Source organism: Thermodesulfovibrio sp. 3462-1, from assembly GCF_040451425.1.
GTDB lineage: Bacteria > Nitrospirota > Thermodesulfovibrionia > Thermodesulfovibrionales > Thermodesulfovibrionaceae > Thermodesulfovibrio > Thermodesulfovibrio obliviosus.
The window spans coordinates 315244-330223 of the sequence record NZ_CP144374.1 but is presented as its reverse complement, the minus strand read 5'-3'; the positions used below and the strand labels follow the sequence as shown (position 1 = coordinate 330223).

The following is a 14980-nucleotide window of genomic DNA, read 5'->3' as shown; positions in this document are numbered from 1 at the left end:
TTTTTACAGCTATTTTTTACTGTATTTCTTCATGAACTTTTCTACTCTACCTTCTGTGTCAACAATTTTCTGCTTTCCTGTGTAAAAAGGATGACACTTAGAACAAATATCCACCTTAATTAAAGGTTTTGTTGAACGGGTGATAAAAGTTTCACCGCAGGCACATATAACCTTTGCCTCTTTGTATTCAGGATGAATTTTCTCTTTCATTTTGTCCTCCCTCAAGTTTAATATTTAATTTTATCCTGAAATAAAAAATTTTGGCAAGCAATTGTAAATTTTTCTGCCTGGGATTGACTTTTTTTATCAATTTATGCTTTAATTTATAAAAAATTTTGGTCTTTGACAAGTCTGGATTAAATTTAAACAAGAGCTGAAAATATTGAAGTAGGAAACTTGACCTCATTTAAAAGGGATTGCGACCAAATTTGTTTAACTGAATTCTTTGGCTCTTGCTTAACGTAGGAAACTTGACCTCATTTAAAAGGGATTGCGACTAAAATGTAATTCCTAATGTCTCTACGATGCTGTGTGCCGTAGGAAACTTGACCTCATTTAAAAGGGATTGCGACACTAAAGAACTCACTAAAAAACTCGGGCAGAGTGGGTAGGAAACTTGACCTCATTTAAAAGGGATTGCGACTCTTACTCTAAAACAAGCTTTAATCATCTTTACACGTAGGAAACTTGACCTCATTTAAAAGGGATTGCGACTAGGCAAAAACGTACAATACAAAGAAAAATATTGTGTAGGAAACTTGACCTCATTTAAAAGGGATTGCGACACGGAAAGCCCCAATAATTCTGACGCCTTCCTCCAACTGTAGGAAACTTGACCTCATTTAAAAGGGATTGCGACAGGACAAAGTGGATCCCGACGTCTTCGGGCTCCATAGAGGTAGGAAACTTGACCTCATTTAAAAGGGATTGCGACATAGCATTCTGAATTGCTCCTAAATGTCGGAAATGCTGTAGGAAACTTGACCTCATTTAAAAGGGATTGCGACCCATCTGCACTGTTATCCTTTGGTATGGAATATTCGTAGGAAACTTGACCTCATTTAAAAGGGATTGCGACATCAATCTCTTTTTGTCTTGAAATTGAAATTCTTGTAGGAAACTTGACCTCATTTAAAAGGGATTGCGACGTGTGGGACCAAAGATTAAACTCACCTGCCATTTATAAATGTAGGAAACTTGACCTCATTTAAAAGGGTTTGCGACTCCGTATGATAGAGGGGTCTGGAGGCATCCTCCAAGGGTAGGAAACTTGACCTCATTTAAAAGGGATTGCGACCGGGTTTTCTCAAGGGATTTCCTTTAACTCTTTAGATACAACAGGCTGTAGCTCAACGTGATTGCGACCGGGTTTTCTCAAGGGATTTCCTGCAGGAGTATAGACTGTAGGAAACTTGACCTCATTTAAAAGGGATTGCGACTGAGCATCCGTGTAAAATAACCATTTCTCACCATTTTGTAGGAAACTTGACCTCATTTAAAAGGGATTGCGACATGTTATGAATGAGGAGGAACCTAATCAATTTTGTTAAGTAGGAAACTTGACCTCATTTAAAAGGGATTGCGACGTCTCCCTGTCAACCCTAAAACCTTTGGCAGCAAATCTTGTAGGAAACTTGACCTCATTTAAAAGGGATTGCGACCTCCTGGGGGTGATCCGAATGCCTGCCTCCCAGAGGGGGTAGGAAACTTGACCTCATTTAAAAGGGATTGCGACACTCAATCTTTTCCTCTATTAATCCGCTGGGATAGAGGTAGGAAACTTGACCTCATTTAAAAGGGATTGCGACGTTCAATCTCACGGGACAAGTTCTCTTTTATGAACTGTAGGAAACTTGACCTCATTTAAAAGGGATTGCGACTTTTCTGCAGGCCATCTTGCTGGACTGCTTTTTGTAGGAAACTTGACCTCATTTAAAAGGGATTGCGACCCCGTCTCTCCTACTGAATATCGTCCGTCTTCCGTTTGTAGGAAACTTGACCTCATTTAAAAGGGATTGCGACTCATATACCTCTTTGGCAATCTTCTTCAGTTTTGAAATGTAGGAAACTTGACCTCATTTAAAAGGGATTGCGACCTTTTTCAACTATAGCTTTTGGATCTATCTCTTTGAGGGTAGGAAACTTGACCTCATTTAAAAGGGATTGCGACTCATATACCTCTTTGGCAATCTTCTTCAGTTTTGAAATGTAGGAAACTTGACCTCATTTAAAAGGGATTGCGACGTTCTCGGGGAAGAAACTACAGTACATTCTTTTTGTAGGAAACTTGACCTCATTTAAAAGGGATTGCGACAGTGCTCCCTTTACGGATTAACATTCTCTTCTGCCGTAGGAAACTTGACCTCATTTAAAAGGGATTGCGACTTTTGCCATTTTAGTAAAATGTTTTTCATTTTTTAGTAGGAAACTTGACCTCATTTAAAAGGGATTGCGACTATTTCTTCCTTTGGCAAATCCTTCCAGTCTGGAGGAAGTAGGAAACTTGACCTCATTTAAAAGGGATTGCGACGAGACCGGGAGTTTGCTTACCCACTCCCGGACACGGGAGTAGGAAACTTGACCTCATTTAAAAGGGATTGCGACCTCCAATCCAAATAATACCTATCATCCATTTCTCTACCTCGTAGGAAACTTGACCTCATTTAAAAGGGATTGCGACACATCGGGTTCCCCCTTGTACCCCAAAGGCTTATCCTTGGTAGGAAACTTGACCTCATTTAAAAGGGATTGCGACATTAATGATGCATTGTACCAATGGATTTCCTAATTTCCTCAACTAAGGTATCTACAAGCTTGTTTTCTTTTACTGTTTTTATAATTTTTCCTTTTGCAAAAACTATTCCCTGTCTGCGTCCTCCTGCTATTCCAAAGTCTGCTTCCTTAGCTTCTCCAGGACCATTAACTGAACAGCCCATTACAGCTACCTGTATAGGCTGTTTTATATACGACAGAGCTTTTTTTACCTCTTTCACCATTTTTTTAATATTCACCTCACATCTTCCACAGGTAGGACAACTTATTATATCAACTCCAAACTGTCTTAATCCTGTCACCCTCAATATCTCGTATGCCACATTAACTTCAACCTGAGGAGAATCTGTAAGAGAAACTCTTATTGTATCTCCAATCCCCTCAAGTAAAAGAAGTCCTATGCCAATGGAACTCTTTACAACACCCTCTGGCACAGGTCCTGTTTCTGTAATTCCAACATGAAGTGGATAGTCATATTTATTGCTGAAAGCACGGTAAGCTTCAACTGTTTTCATAACATCTGATGCTTTCAATGAAACTTTAATATCATGAAAATCAAGTTCTTCAAGAATTTCGATGTGCCTTTCTGCTGCCTCAACCATTGCCTGAGGTGTACAGCCTCCGTATTTTTCAATTAAATCTTTTGGTAAAGATCCTGCATTAACTCCTATTCTTATTGGTATCCTTTTGTCCTTTGCAGCATTAACCACTTCCCTAACCTTCCATTTTGCTCCAATATTTCCAGGATTTATTCTTAATCCGTCAACTCCCTGATTAATTGCCTCAAGCGCAAGTTTATAATTAAAGTGTATATCTGCAATTAAAGGAATTTTTATCATTTTTTTTATTTCTCCTAATGCTTTTGCAGCAGCCTCATCAGGAACTGCAACCCTTATTATTTCACAACCTGCTTTTTCAAGTGTTTTTATCTGTCTGACAGTGGCTTTAACATTTCGAGTATCTGTTTTAGTCATTGACTGAACCCTTACAGGAGCTCCATCTCCGATTGAAACATCTCCAACATAAATTCTTCTTGTCTTTCTTCTTTCAATCAACTCTGCTACCTCTTATTTGACTTATAGCTGAAATGTGTGTTTTATAGTCAGAGGAAAATTCATGAGTTCCATCCCCGCGAGATACAAAATAAAGATATGAAACCTTAGCAGGATTCAAAGCAGCTAAAATTGATTTTAATCCAGGACAAGCAATGGGTCCTGGTGGAAGTCCTTTAATTATGTAAGTATTGTATGGAGAGGGGTTTCTAAGGTCTTTTTTTGTGACTCCATCCTTATATCTTTTAACCCCATAAATTGCTGTTGGATCAGCCTGAAGAGGCATTCCAAGTTTAAGTCTATTGTGATAAACTGCTGAAATTAAAGGCTTTTCTTCATCTAATTTTGCTTCTTTCTCAATTATTGATGCAAGCGTAACTACTTCATTCACTGTCCAGCCAATTTTTTTTGTTTTTTTCATTAAATTTGAATCATAAACATCCCAGAATCTCTTTACCATCAGTCTGACAATCTCTTCAAGATCCAGTCCTTTTGGAATGTTATAAGTATCAGGGAAAAGATATCCTTCTAACGAAGGCGCATCAATTTGTAAAGACCGAAGAAATGCTTTGTCATATGCAAGCTGAAATAGTTTATCTTTAAAATCAGGATTAATTTTTGAAAGCTTCTCAGCAATCTCGTATAGACTGTCACCCTCAACAACTGTAATAGTATATTCTAAGATCTTTCCCTGAAGAAGCTTTTTGATAACATCAAGCACTGTCATTTCTTTAGTAAACAGATAATATCCAGCCCTTGCTTTTCTTTCAATTCCGTAAATTCTTCCTATTATAATGAAAAGAGTCTCGTTTCTGATAATCCCTTTTTCTTTAAAAGTTTTAGCTATTGAGGAAAATGTTGCACCCCTGGGTATGTAAACTTCTGTATCCTCGGAGATATTTATAGGTTTTGTAAGTTCTATTGTTACATAAAGTGTCAAAAATAAAAAATAGCCTGCAAAAACAATTGCTACAGCTTTCCAGAGTTTCATTATTTAATGTTAGCAAATGGAAACATTAAATGGCAAACTATTTAAAATTATGGTAAAATTAAAAAAAACAACAAGGTATTAAAATGCTTACAGAAAAAGTTAAGGCTGCTGGCTGAGCAGCAAAGATAGGTCCAGGGGACCTTGAAGAAATACTAAAAGAGATTCCTTTACCCAAAGACCCCAATATTTTGATTGGCTCTGAAGACTGGTCTGATGCAGGAATTTATCGTTTAAATAAAGAAATCGCTATTGTGCAAAGCGTTGATTTCTTCACTCCTGTTGTGGATAATCCTTATGACTTTGGACAAATAGCAGTTGCAAATGCCTTAAGTGACATATACGCAGTTGGTGCAAAACCTCTTCTGGCACTGAATATTGTTTGTTTTCCAGTAAATGAGATGGATAAATCAATTTTGAAGGAAATCCTGAAAGGAGGCGCTGACAAACTCAAAGAAGCAGGAGCGTTTATGATAGGTGGACACAGTGTTGAAGATCCTGAAATAAAATACGGAATTTCAGCCACTGGAGTTGTTCATCCTGAAAAATTTGTTACAAACAGAGGTGCAAAAACAGGAGATATTTTAATTTTGACAAAACCAATTGGCACAGGAATTCTATCAACAGCGCTCAAAGGAAAACTTCTTGATCCTGAAACAACAGAGCTTCTTACAAAAACAATGACTCTCCTTAACAAAGAAGCTTCTGAAACAATGATGCAAACTGGAGTCAATGCCTGCACAGATATAACAGGATTTGGGCTGATAGGACATGCTCTTGAGATGGCAAGGGCAAGCAAAGTAACAATAAAAATATGGAAAGATAAAGTTCCAGTGTTACCAAGAGTTTATGAATTTGCCTCAATAGGAATTGTTCCAGCAGGTGGAAGAAGAAATATTAACTACTGCTCAAAATTGATCGACACTGGCAAAACAGACCCTGTAACCCTTGATATTCTCTCTGACCCTCAAACTTCAGGAGGACTTCTTATCTCTGTAGCCTCCAGTAAAGCAGATGATTTGATTGCAAAATTGAATTCAAAGGGGATTCAAGCAACCGCAGTAGGTGAGGTTCTGGAAAAAAGCCATGGCAAGGTTATTTTAATTTGATATAAATTGTATAAAATAATTTAATAAAACCTCTTGACAAAAGTGGAGTTTTAATGATATATTTAGTTAGATAATGTCAATATCACTTAAAAGGAGGTGTAAGCCATGACAAGAAAAGAAACAAAGGATGTAGCAAGGGTTGAACCTTCAATTCTTTCTCCTTTTGAGGAAATTGAGCGTGTTTTTGATGAAATTATGAGAAGGCCTTTCTCTCTGTTTAGAACATTTGTGCCAAGATTAAGAGAAGAAGCTGAGTTTATTTCTCCAGCAGTAGACATATTTGAGGAAGGCGATGATCTGGTTGTCAAGGCAGAGCTTCCAGGTATAAATAAAGAGGACATTGAAGTTAAAATCACTGATGATTATCTTACCATCTCTGGTGAGAAAAAGAAAGAAGAAAAAGTGGAAAAGAAAGACTACTACAGATATGAGCGCTCTTATGGCTCCTTTTCAAGAACATTCAGACTTCCAGTGGAGGTTCAAACTGACAAAGCAAAGGCAAAATTTGAAAATGGTGTGCTTGAGATAAGAATTCCCAAGACTGAAGAAGCAAAGAAAAAAGAAGTGAAGCTAAAAATTGAATAACTAAACAGGTCAAGGAGGGCGCATGCCCTCCTTGAATTTTTATGAAAAAACTGTTAATTACAGGCGGAACAGGTTTTGTTGGAAGACATGTTGTAAACATGGCTTTAACAAAAAAATATGATGTTCATTTAATTGTAAGAAATCCTGAAAAAGCAAAATCTCTCTTTGGAAAAAATATAAAAATTTATCAACTCAATGAATTCACAGATCAGGAAAAATTAAGAGAAATCCTGAAAATTATCAACCCTCAATATGTGATTCATCTTATTGGAATTATTAAGGAAACTCAAAAATCTACGTTTGAAAAAGTCCATTATGAGTATCCAAAGACTCTTTATGAGATTTTAAAAGACTTCCCGATTGAAAAAATAATTCATATGAGCGCATTAGGAGCTGATGAAAAGGCTCCATCTAAATATCATATTACAAAATTTAAAGCTGAAAAGGAACTTATAAAAACTGGAATCCCATTTGTGATACTTCGACCTTCTTTTATTATCGGACCACAGCAGCTCCTTTTTTTAGAGCTCAGGAGAGTTCTTAAAAAATTGCCATTTTTAATATTTCCTGATATTCGTAATTATTACTTTCAACCAGTAGATGTAAGAGATGTAGCAGAATGCTTTATTAATGCCATAGATTACCACAGTAGCGGTATCTTTGAACTTTGCGGAGATGAAAGAGTAACACTACGTGATATTGTTCATGACTTTGCAACATATTTTGGGAAAAAAGTTATTTTTATTCCTTTTCCAAAGTTTTTTCTTAAAATACTGGCTCAGGAGCAGTACAAAATGATGTGGAAAGACAACATCTGTGAAGACTCTGAAGCTTTGAAAATAGAAGCTCTTTTAGGAAGAAAGCCAATTCCTTATAAAGAACAAATAAAGTGGGCTATCGCATCTAATCTATAATCTCAATGAGAACTTCTTGTCCCTCTGACAATCCTATGAGCTCAGAGGGAATACGAACAATTCCCTGAGCTTTTACAAGGCTCATTATAAGTCCGGATTTACTTAACAAAGGAGTTGCCCATATCTCACCATTATGCTCTTCAAGATATACCCTTATAAAATCTTCTCTCCCAGCCTGAGAATGAATATTTCTTGAAATCTTTGCCTTTACAGTTTTTTTAAAGTTTTTATCTGTTACTTTAAGCATATGATGAATTACGGGTTTGACAAATAGTTCAAAACATATATAAACAGCTACAGGATGACCAGGAAGTCCAAAAACAGGTTTGCCATTGCATACTGCCCCAATAACAGGTTTTCCTGGCTTTATTGAAGCACCATGAAAAAGCACCCCTGGCGAGCCAAGTTCATCTATAACCTTTGCTGTTAAATCCTTCACCCCAGCAGAAGTTCCACCAGTAATAAGTATTATGTCACTTATTTCATAAGCTTTTTGAACAGTTTCTTTAAGCTTATCATATTCATCTCTCACTATTCCCATTTTTAAAGGAACAGCGCCATTTTCATAGCACAGCCCTGCAAGGGTAAAGGAGTTTACATCCCTTACTTTTCCAGGAGTAACTTTTTCAGTGTGAGGAATTATTTCATCTCCTGTAAGAATTATAGAAACCACAGGTTGCTTAAAAACCTTAACAGTTGTTATTCCCACTCCAGCAAGAGCGCCTATGTCCTGAGGTTTAAGCCTGTGTCCTGCCTTTATAACAACTTCTCCTTTTTTTGCATCCTCATCACGGAATATAACATTTTCACCAGGAGAAACAGCCCTTAAAACCTCAATCAAATCATTTGATATTACATTAACATGCTCTATCATAACAATAGCATCAGCTCCTTCAGGCAGCATACCTCCAGTTGCAATAGACGCAGCTTCACCATTTGATAGAGAAAAATGGGGTATAGCCCCCATTGCTATATCACCTTTAACTGTGAGATAAACAGGAGAGCTTTCTTTTGCGCCAAAGGTATCAAAAGCTTTTACAGCAAAGCCATCAACAGTAGAACGTTCAAAGCCAGGAAGATCTTCAGGAGAAAGAATGTCTTCTGCTGTAACTCTTCCATAAGCTTTCTCAATTGGAATTGTTTCAACTGTAAGACATCCTGGTTTAAGGTTATGTAGTATAAGCTTTAAAGCATCCTGAGGGAGCAGATATTTTTTATCAAGCATAGATTTATTATACAAGAAAAAAACTGAGATATGCCAGCTAAGATTGTGCTAAAATACTATAAAATGATTCAGGTTAATTTACCCGTATTTGAAGGTCCCTTAGATTTGCTTCTTCATCTTATTAAACAGAATAAAATAGACATTTATGACATTCCGATTGCTTTAATTACAAAGCAGTATCTTGAATATCTTGAACTTATGAAAGAGCTTGACCTTGAAATTGCCTCAGAGTTTCTTGTTATGGCAGCTACATTGATTTATATAAAGTCAAAAATGCTTCTTCCAGTGCAAGAACCTGAGGAAGAAGACCCAAGAAAAGAACTGGTAGAAAAATTAATAGAATATCAGAATTTCAAAGAAGCCTCTAAAATTCTTAAAGAAAGATATGAAGTATGGTCCCTGGCTTTTTCAAGAAGTACATCAAAACAGGAGGAATTTTTTCTTGAGGAATTGAATATATTTGACCTTTTACAGGCTTTAAAGAAAATACTTGATAAACCTCAGCCGAGAATATATGTTCCAAAGGAAACCATAAAGGTTGAGGAAAAAATTGAACAGATTCTCAATTTGCTGAGATTTAAAAAATCAATAGATTTTTATGAACTTTTTAAATATAACTCATCAAAACTTGAAATTATAGTGACTTTTCTTGCATTATTGGAATTAATAAAACTCAGAATTGCCATAGCCTATCAGGAAAAACCTTTTGGAAAAATTTTAATAAATTTGGAGGAAAGAAATGAAAATAGGAATTATCTCTGACACCCATGATCATATGGAAAACATAAGAAAGGCATTGAAAATTTTTAAAGAAAACAATGTAAAAGCAATAATTCATGCAGGTGATTTTGTCTCTCCCTTTACATGGAGAGTTTTTAAAGACTTTGAAGGTGAGTTTTACGGAGTTTTTGGAAATAATGATGGAGATAAAGTTCTTTTAAAGAAAATGTATGGAGAAAGAATCCAACCACAAATAAGAGAATTAGAAATTGAAGGTAAAAAAATTGCATTGATGCATGAACCTCAGACAATTGAAGCACTTGCTCAATCAGGTAGATTTAATCTAATCGTTTATGGACACATGCATGAAGTTGATATTCGCAGAGTAAACAATACTTTGATCATAAATCCTGGGGAGGCCTGTGGCTGGCTTTATGGAAAGGCAACTGTTGTGGTCCTTGATCTTGATAGTTTAGAGCCAGCGGTAATATCTCTTTGAATAAATAAGGCAGTCAATTCTTGTTAGTCCGTATTTTAAAGCAATATTCACAGCGTCTTCAAACTCCTTGTGCGTTATTGTTCTGTTTAATTCAGGATACTTATCTGTCTGCCAGCAGGGCCTGTATTGATCCATAATGTTTATGTATGTATCTTTTGAGATTTCCTCAGCAATAAATTTCACTACCTCTTCAGTTCCTGCAATGTTGTTTGGTAAAACAAGATGTCTTACAAGAAGTCCTCTAACTGCAATTCCTTCTGCATTTATAATCAGATCTCCAACCTGCCTGTGCATCTCCTTCAAAGCTTTTTTTGCGAACTCAGTGTATTTTTTAACCTTTGAATACTTTTCAGCCAGAGCATTATCAGCATATTTAAAATCAGGCATATAAATATCAATGATTCCATCAAGAATTTCTAAAGTTTCAATTGCTTCATAACCACCCGAGTTATAAACAATCGGAATTCTGAGTCCCTGTTCACGGGCAATGTAAATTGATTTAATAATTTGAGGAACCTGATGAGTTGGTGTTACAAGATTTATATTGTGACAGCCTGAATTTTGAAGAAAAATCATAATTTGAGCAAGCTCATCACAGGAGATTTCTTCACCTTCTCCAAGATGGCTTATTGTCCAGTTCTGACAATATACACAGCTGAGATTACAAAAACCGAAAAATATGGTTCCTGAACCGTATCTTCCAACCAAAGGAGCTTCTTCTCCAAAATGCGGTCCCCAGCTTGAAACATAGGGTTTTATAAGAACTTTACATGCTCCTTTTTTACCCGAGATTCTGTCAACATGGCAATTTCTCGGGCAGAGAGTGCAATCTTTCAGAATTTCAAATGCTTTTTCAATCTTTTGATTAAACTCTTTATCTGATAAATTTAAATAAGCTACATTTTGAGCCTTAGATGAACTCATTGAAATTCTCCCTGTTTTTTAATTATATCATTTGGGAAAAAGATTTAGCCTGGCAAAAATTGTTATAATATGCCTATGCTTCAGTCTATAAGATGGGAAAATGGTGCTGTCTATATACTTGACCAGAGGCTTTTGCCAGAAAAAATTGAATACATAAAATGCACGCATTATGAAGAAATAGCTCAGGCAATTGAAAATCTCTCAATAAGAGGTGCTCCTGCAATAGGAATTGCTGCTGCTTATGCTGTGGCAGTCGCTTCTATCGGTTTAAAGTCATCTTCTGCTAAAAAATTTCTTTCAGATTTAAATCCTGTTTTTCAAAGGGTTATAAATACAAGACCAACTGCTGTAAATATAAAATGGGCTGTTGACAGAATTAAAAATCTGATAGAGAAAAATGCCTCTTTATCTGTCTCTGAACTCAAAGATTTAATAATAAATGAGGCTTTAAAAATTCATGAAGAAGATATACAGACAAACAAACGCATAGGTGAAAATGCCTTACATCTTTTTAAAGAAGGATGCACTGTTATAACATACTGTAATGCCGGAGCACTGGCAACAGGTGGATACGGAACAGCAACTGCACCAATGTATCTTGCAAAGGAAAATGGAATAAAATTTAAAGTAATTGCCTGTGAAACAAGACCTGTGCTTCAGGGCGCTCGTATTACAGCTTTTGAACTCATGAAGGCTGGAATAGATGTAACCTTAATATGTGACAACACAGCTGGCGCTTTACTAAGAAAAGGTATGATTGATTTTGCAATTGTTGGCACAGATAGAACTGTAAGGAACGGTGATGTAGCAAATAAAATCGGCACATATTCCTTAGCTGTTCTTTGCAGGGAAAACAATGTTCCTTTTTATGTAGCAGCTCCTTCCTCAAGCATTGACTTAAGTATACCTTCCGGAGATATGATTCCAATTGAACAAAGAGCCCCGGAAGAAGTAACAACTATTAAAGGAGTGAGAGTTGCTCCAGAAGGAATTAAAGTAATAAATCTTGCTTTTGATGTAACACCTGCTGATTACATAACAGCAATTATTACTGAAAAAGGGATTTTTAAACCAGATCAACTGAGATTTAACTTATGAATTTTCAGAATATATTCAAACAATACGAAAATGAACTTAAACAGGTAGAAAGAGAGCTTATAAACATTTTTCAGTCAGAGGCTACTTTAATTCCTACAATAGGAGCATATATTGTAAACTCTGGTGGAAAAAGACTTCGGCCATTGTTTTTGCTTTCAAGTGCAGACCTTGTTGGTTACAGGGAATACAAAAGGGTTATCCTGGCTGCAGTAATTGAGGCACTTCACACTGCAAGTCTTCTTCATGATGATGTGGTTGATGAAGCAGACCTGAGAAGAGGCAAAGTTTCCGCTAATAAAATATGGGGAAATCAGGTTACAGTGCTACTTGGTGATTATCTTTATGCAAAGGCATTGCATATATCAGTAGCACAGGAAAGTCTTCCGATAATGGAAGCTTTATCTCTGGCAACATCTCAGATGGCTGAAGGAGAAATTCTTCAGCTTATGAAAGCAGGAGATCCAACAATAACTTTTGATGAATATATAAAAATAATAACAGGAAAAACTGCAGGATTAATTAGAGCTGCGTGTAGGATTGCAGGAATTTTAGGAGAACTTCCACAGGAAAAGCTTCAGGCTTTAACTGAGTTTGGAAATAATATAGGCATAGCGTTTCAGATGGTAGATGATATTCTTGATTATGTAGCACAGGAGTCAGAACTTGGCAAAAAACTTGGCAAGGATTTAATGGAAGGTAAAATTACTCTTCCTCTTATTGAATTAATGAAAAAAGCTCAAGAAAAGGAAGAAATTGTAGGCATTATAAAATCTGACAATTTTTCAGAAGAAAACCTTTTAAAAATTTTAAATTATCTAAAACAATACAACTGCATAGAATCATCTATGGAAATAGTGAGGCAGTACATAGATAAAGCAAAAAAGGCTCTTCAGGTGTTTCCAGACTCTGAAGCCAGAAAAAGGCTTTTTATGATCGCTGATTATATTACCCTAAGGAGTAAATAATGCCGCTCATTCTTGTAACAAACGATGATGGTTTTTTCTCAAAAGGGATTCAAACTCTGGCAGAATATTTAAAGGAACTTGGTGAAGTATACATTGTTGCACCAGACAGAGATCGCTCTGCTGTAAGTCATGCTCTTACAATGCACAGACCCCTTAAAGTGGATTTAATAAGAGAGGGCTGCTACAGTGTAAACGGCACTCCCACTGACTGTGTTGTTGTTGGAGTGAAAAAACTTTTGCCCCGTGCACCTGATTTAATTGTGTCAGGCATAAACAAAGGAGCTAATCTTGGCGAGGACATAACATACTCAGGAACTGTTTCAGCTGCTATTGAAGGGACAATTCTTGGAGTTCCCTCCTTTGCAATATCTATAGTTGGAGAAAGACCTTTCAGATATGAAACAGCATGTTATTACGCATTAAAAATAGCAAAATTCATACTTGAAAAGGGGCTTCCTCATGATACTCTTTTAAATATTAACCTGCCCAATAAACCTTTACAGGAAATCAATGGAATAAAAATAACAAAGCAGGGTAAACGTTCCTATGAAAACTCAATTCATGAAATTTTCTCCCCCTGGGGAGAAAAACAGTATTGGATTGGAGGCGGAATTGTATCATGGCAGAAAATGGAAGGAACAGATATTCAGGCAATAATGGAAGGATATGTATCAGTTACTCCGCTTCATATTGATTTAACAAATTATCAGGCATTGGATTATTTAAAAAGACATGGCATTGAAGAATAAGTATGATGTAATTATTGTTGGTGCAGGACCTGCTGGTATTTTTACAGCCTTAGAGATAATTAATAATTCCTCATTAAAAGTTTTACTTATTGAAAAGGGAAAGGATATTGAAAAAAGAAAATGTCCGATGGAGCAAACAGGAAAGTGTGCTCACTGTGCAGTATGCGATATTTTAAGTGGATGGGGAGGTGCAGGAGCTTTTAGCGATGGAAAGCTTAATCTTTCTCCTCAAATTGGTGGATTTTTAGATAAATACATAGATAGAGACAGCCTCGTTGAACTTATTGATTATGTTGATAAAATCTATCTTAAATACGGTGCTCCAGAAAAACTCTATGAACCAGAACCTGAGGTAGCTGAAAAAATCAAAGCTCAAGCAGCAAAAAGCGGACTTCTCTTTATTCCATCAAAAATAAGACACATTGGAACTGAAAGATGTGCTGAGATTCTTAAAGCAATAAAAGAGGAGCTTTCAAAAAAGGCTGATATAATCTTTGATTCTGAAGCATTCAAAATCATTGTAAACAGAACTAAAGCATCAGGAATTGAACTTAAAGATAAAAGAAAATTCTATGCAAAATACATTGTTGTTGCACCTGGAAGAGCAGGAAGTAGCTGGTTAAATGAGGAAGCAAAAAGGCTAAAATTAAACACAGAGCTTAATCCTGTTGATATAGGTGTGAGAGTTGAAGTTCCTGCTTCAGTTTGCGATGAATTTACCAGAGTCTGTTATGAACCAAAGTTTATTTATTATTCAAAAACTTTTGATGATATGGTAAGAACATTCTGTGTAAATCCCTATGGCGAAGTTGTCAGAGAAAACATAAATGGAATATGGACTGTAAATGGTCACAGTTATGCTAATAAAAAAACAGACAATACCAACTTTGCGATTCTTTCAAGCACATACTTCACAGAACCCTTTCGTGAGCCAATTCTTTATGGGCAGAGCATTGCCAGGCTTGCAAATTATCTTGGTCATGGAGTTTTAATTCAAAGGCTTGGTGATCTTAAAAAAGGAAGAAGATCAACATCTGAAAGAATTCTCAAGAACCCGGTTCAACCCACACTTAAGGATGTTACACCAGGAGACCTCAGTTTTGTTTTGCCCTATCGTTATCTTATAAATATTCTTGAAATGCTTGAAGCCCTTGATAAAGTTATGCCAGGTATAAATTCAAATCATACGCTTCTTTATGGAGTAGAGATTAAACTTTACAGTATGAGGCTTAAACTAACTGAAAGTCTTGAAACAGAAATAGATAATCTTTTTGCTGCAGGAGATGGAGCAGGAATCAGCAGGGGCTTGATTCAAGCTTCGGTATCAGGTATTCTTGTAGCAAGGGAGATATTGAAACGGACTTAAATGTTATAATGAAA

14 protein-coding genes and 1 CRISPR repeat array are annotated in these 14980 nt (G+C 36.2%); of the genes, 9 read left to right on the top strand and 5 right to left on the bottom strand.

The window, feature by feature from the left end; translation table 11 throughout:
- Window positions 1-9: 9 nt before the first annotated feature.
- The 3 genes from rpmE to mltG all read right to left on the bottom strand — a co-directional run bounded on the left by rpmE (window position 10) and on the right by mltG (window position 4815).
- Window positions 10-210 (bottom strand): 50S ribosomal protein L31, encoded by a 201-nt coding sequence (rpmE, locus tag V4D31_RS01615; RefSeq protein ID WP_353686505.1) that lies wholly within the window; start codon window positions 208-210, stop codon window positions 10-12.
- Between the two features lie 177 nt (window positions 211-387).
- Window positions 388-2755: direct repeats of the CRISPR family, unit length 36 nt; unit sequence GTAGGAAACTTGACCTCATTTAAAAGGGATTGCGAC.
- A 1-nt stretch (window position 2756) separates the two neighbouring features.
- On the bottom strand, window positions 2757-3827 hold the full coding sequence (gene ispG / locus V4D31_RS01610; RefSeq protein ID WP_353686504.1) for a flavodoxin-dependent (E)-4-hydroxy-3-methylbut-2-enyl-diphosphate synthase: 1071 nt from the start codon (window positions 3825-3827) through the stop codon (window positions 2757-2759).
- On the bottom strand, window positions 3820-4815 hold the full coding sequence (gene mltG / locus V4D31_RS01605) for an endolytic transglycosylase MltG (RefSeq protein ID WP_353686503.1): 996 nt from the start codon (window positions 4813-4815) through the stop codon (window positions 3820-3822). The genes ispG and mltG overlap by 8 nt, the downstream gene beginning before the upstream one ends.
- Window positions 4816-4898: 83 nt before the next feature.
- Between mltG and selD the strand changes: the two genes are divergently transcribed.
- The 3 genes from selD to V4D31_RS01590 all read left to right on the top strand — a co-directional run bounded on the left by selD (window position 4899) and on the right by V4D31_RS01590 (window position 7420).
- Window positions 4899-5921, top strand: coding sequence for a selenide, water dikinase SelD (gene selD, locus V4D31_RS01600; protein WP_353686502.1), 1023 nt, complete (start codon window positions 4899-4901; stop codon window positions 5919-5921).
- Window positions 5922-6026: 105 nt separating this feature from the next.
- Window positions 6027-6506: an Hsp20/alpha crystallin family protein gene (locus V4D31_RS01595; RefSeq protein ID WP_353686501.1), complete on the top strand. Its 480-nt coding sequence runs from the start codon at window positions 6027-6029 to the stop codon at window positions 6504-6506.
- A 41-nt stretch (window positions 6507-6547) separates the two neighbouring features.
- Window positions 6548-7420, top strand: coding sequence for an NAD-dependent epimerase/dehydratase family protein (locus tag V4D31_RS01590; protein ID WP_353686500.1), 873 nt, complete (start codon window positions 6548-6550; stop codon window positions 7418-7420).
- Here the strand turns inward: V4D31_RS01590 and glp are convergent.
- Window positions 7410-8645, bottom strand: a complete 1236-nt coding sequence (gene glp / locus V4D31_RS01585; RefSeq protein ID WP_353686499.1) for a gephyrin-like molybdotransferase Glp — start codon at window positions 8643-8645, stop codon at window positions 7410-7412. The genes V4D31_RS01590 and glp overlap by 11 nt on opposite strands.
- 30 nt (window positions 8646-8675) lie before the next feature.
- Between glp and V4D31_RS01580 the strand changes: the two genes are divergently transcribed.
- Both V4D31_RS01580 and V4D31_RS01575 read left to right on the top strand, forming a co-directional pair.
- Window positions 8676-9407 carry a segregation/condensation protein A gene (locus V4D31_RS01580; protein ID WP_353686498.1) on the top strand — a complete coding sequence of 244 codons (732 nt, stop codon included), beginning with the start codon at window positions 8676-8678 and terminating at the stop codon, window positions 9405-9407.
- Window positions 9385-9864 (top strand): metallophosphoesterase, encoded by a 480-nt coding sequence (locus tag V4D31_RS01575; protein ID WP_353686497.1) that lies wholly within the window; start codon window positions 9385-9387, stop codon window positions 9862-9864. The genes V4D31_RS01580 and V4D31_RS01575 overlap by 23 nt, the downstream gene beginning before the upstream one ends.
- Here V4D31_RS01575 and V4D31_RS01570 read toward each other — a convergent pair.
- Complete coding sequence (locus tag V4D31_RS01570) at window positions 9838-10788, bottom strand: radical SAM protein (protein ID WP_353686496.1); 951 nt, start codon at window positions 10786-10788, stop codon at window positions 9838-9840. The two genes, V4D31_RS01575 and V4D31_RS01570, sit on opposite strands and share 27 nt — an antisense overlap.
- Window positions 10789-10857: 69 nt before the next feature.
- Between V4D31_RS01570 and mtnA the strand changes: the two genes are divergently transcribed.
- Genes mtnA through V4D31_RS01550 form a run of 4 tightly spaced genes read left to right on the top strand, consistent with a single transcriptional unit; the run spans window position 10858 to window position 14966 of the window.
- A complete protein-coding gene (gene mtnA / locus V4D31_RS01565) occupies window positions 10858-11886 on the top strand; it encodes an S-methyl-5-thioribose-1-phosphate isomerase (RefSeq protein WP_353686495.1) in 1029 nt (342 codons plus the stop codon).
- Window positions 11883-12851, top strand: a complete 969-nt coding sequence (locus V4D31_RS01560; protein ID WP_353686494.1) for a polyprenyl synthetase family protein — start codon at window positions 11883-11885, stop codon at window positions 12849-12851. Before mtnA ends, V4D31_RS01560 begins: the two co-directional genes overlap by 4 nt.
- Window positions 12851-13600 carry a 5'/3'-nucleotidase SurE gene (gene surE / locus V4D31_RS01555; protein WP_353686493.1) on the top strand — a complete coding sequence of 250 codons (750 nt, stop codon included), beginning with the start codon at window positions 12851-12853 and terminating at the stop codon, window positions 13598-13600. The genes V4D31_RS01560 and surE overlap by 1 nt, the downstream gene beginning before the upstream one ends.
- Window positions 13584-14966 (top strand): NAD(P)/FAD-dependent oxidoreductase, encoded by a 1383-nt coding sequence (locus V4D31_RS01550; protein ID WP_353686492.1) that lies wholly within the window; start codon window positions 13584-13586, stop codon window positions 14964-14966. The genes surE and V4D31_RS01550 overlap by 17 nt, the downstream gene beginning before the upstream one ends.
- Window positions 14967-14980: the final 14 nt, after the last annotated feature.

Coding starts and splice junctions, on each gene's coding strand:
- rpmE (WP_353686505.1), bottom strand. CDS start 210: ATGAAAGAGAAAATTCATCCTGAATACAAAGAGGCAAAGGTTATATGT.
- mltG (WP_353686503.1), bottom strand. CDS start 4,815: ATGAAACTCTGGAAAGCTGTAGCAATTGTTTTTGCAGGCTATTTTTTA.
- V4D31_RS01595 (WP_353686501.1), top strand. CDS start 6,027: ATGACAAGAAAAGAAACAAAGGATGTAGCAAGGGTTGAACCTTCAATT.
- V4D31_RS01590 (WP_353686500.1), top strand. CDS start 6,548: ATGAAAAAACTGTTAATTACAGGCGGAACAGGTTTTGTTGGAAGACAT.
- glp (WP_353686499.1), bottom strand. CDS start 8,645: ATGCTTGATAAAAAATATCTGCTCCCTCAGGATGCTTTAAAGCTTATA.
- V4D31_RS01580 (WP_353686498.1), top strand. CDS start 8,676: ATGCCAGCTAAGATTGTGCTAAAATACTATAAAATGATTCAGGTTAAT.
- V4D31_RS01575 (WP_353686497.1), top strand. CDS start 9,385: ATGAAAATAGGAATTATCTCTGACACCCATGATCATATGGAAAACATA.
- V4D31_RS01570 (WP_353686496.1), bottom strand. CDS start 10,788: ATGAGTTCATCTAAGGCTCAAAATGTAGCTTATTTAAATTTATCAGAT.
- mtnA (WP_353686495.1), top strand. CDS start 10,858: ATGCCTATGCTTCAGTCTATAAGATGGGAAAATGGTGCTGTCTATATA.
- V4D31_RS01560 (WP_353686494.1), top strand. CDS start 11,883: ATGAATTTTCAGAATATATTCAAACAATACGAAAATGAACTTAAACAG.
- surE (WP_353686493.1), top strand. CDS start 12,851: ATGCCGCTCATTCTTGTAACAAACGATGATGGTTTTTTCTCAAAAGGG.
- V4D31_RS01550 (WP_353686492.1), top strand. CDS start 13,584: ATGGCATTGAAGAATAAGTATGATGTAATTATTGTTGGTGCAGGACCT.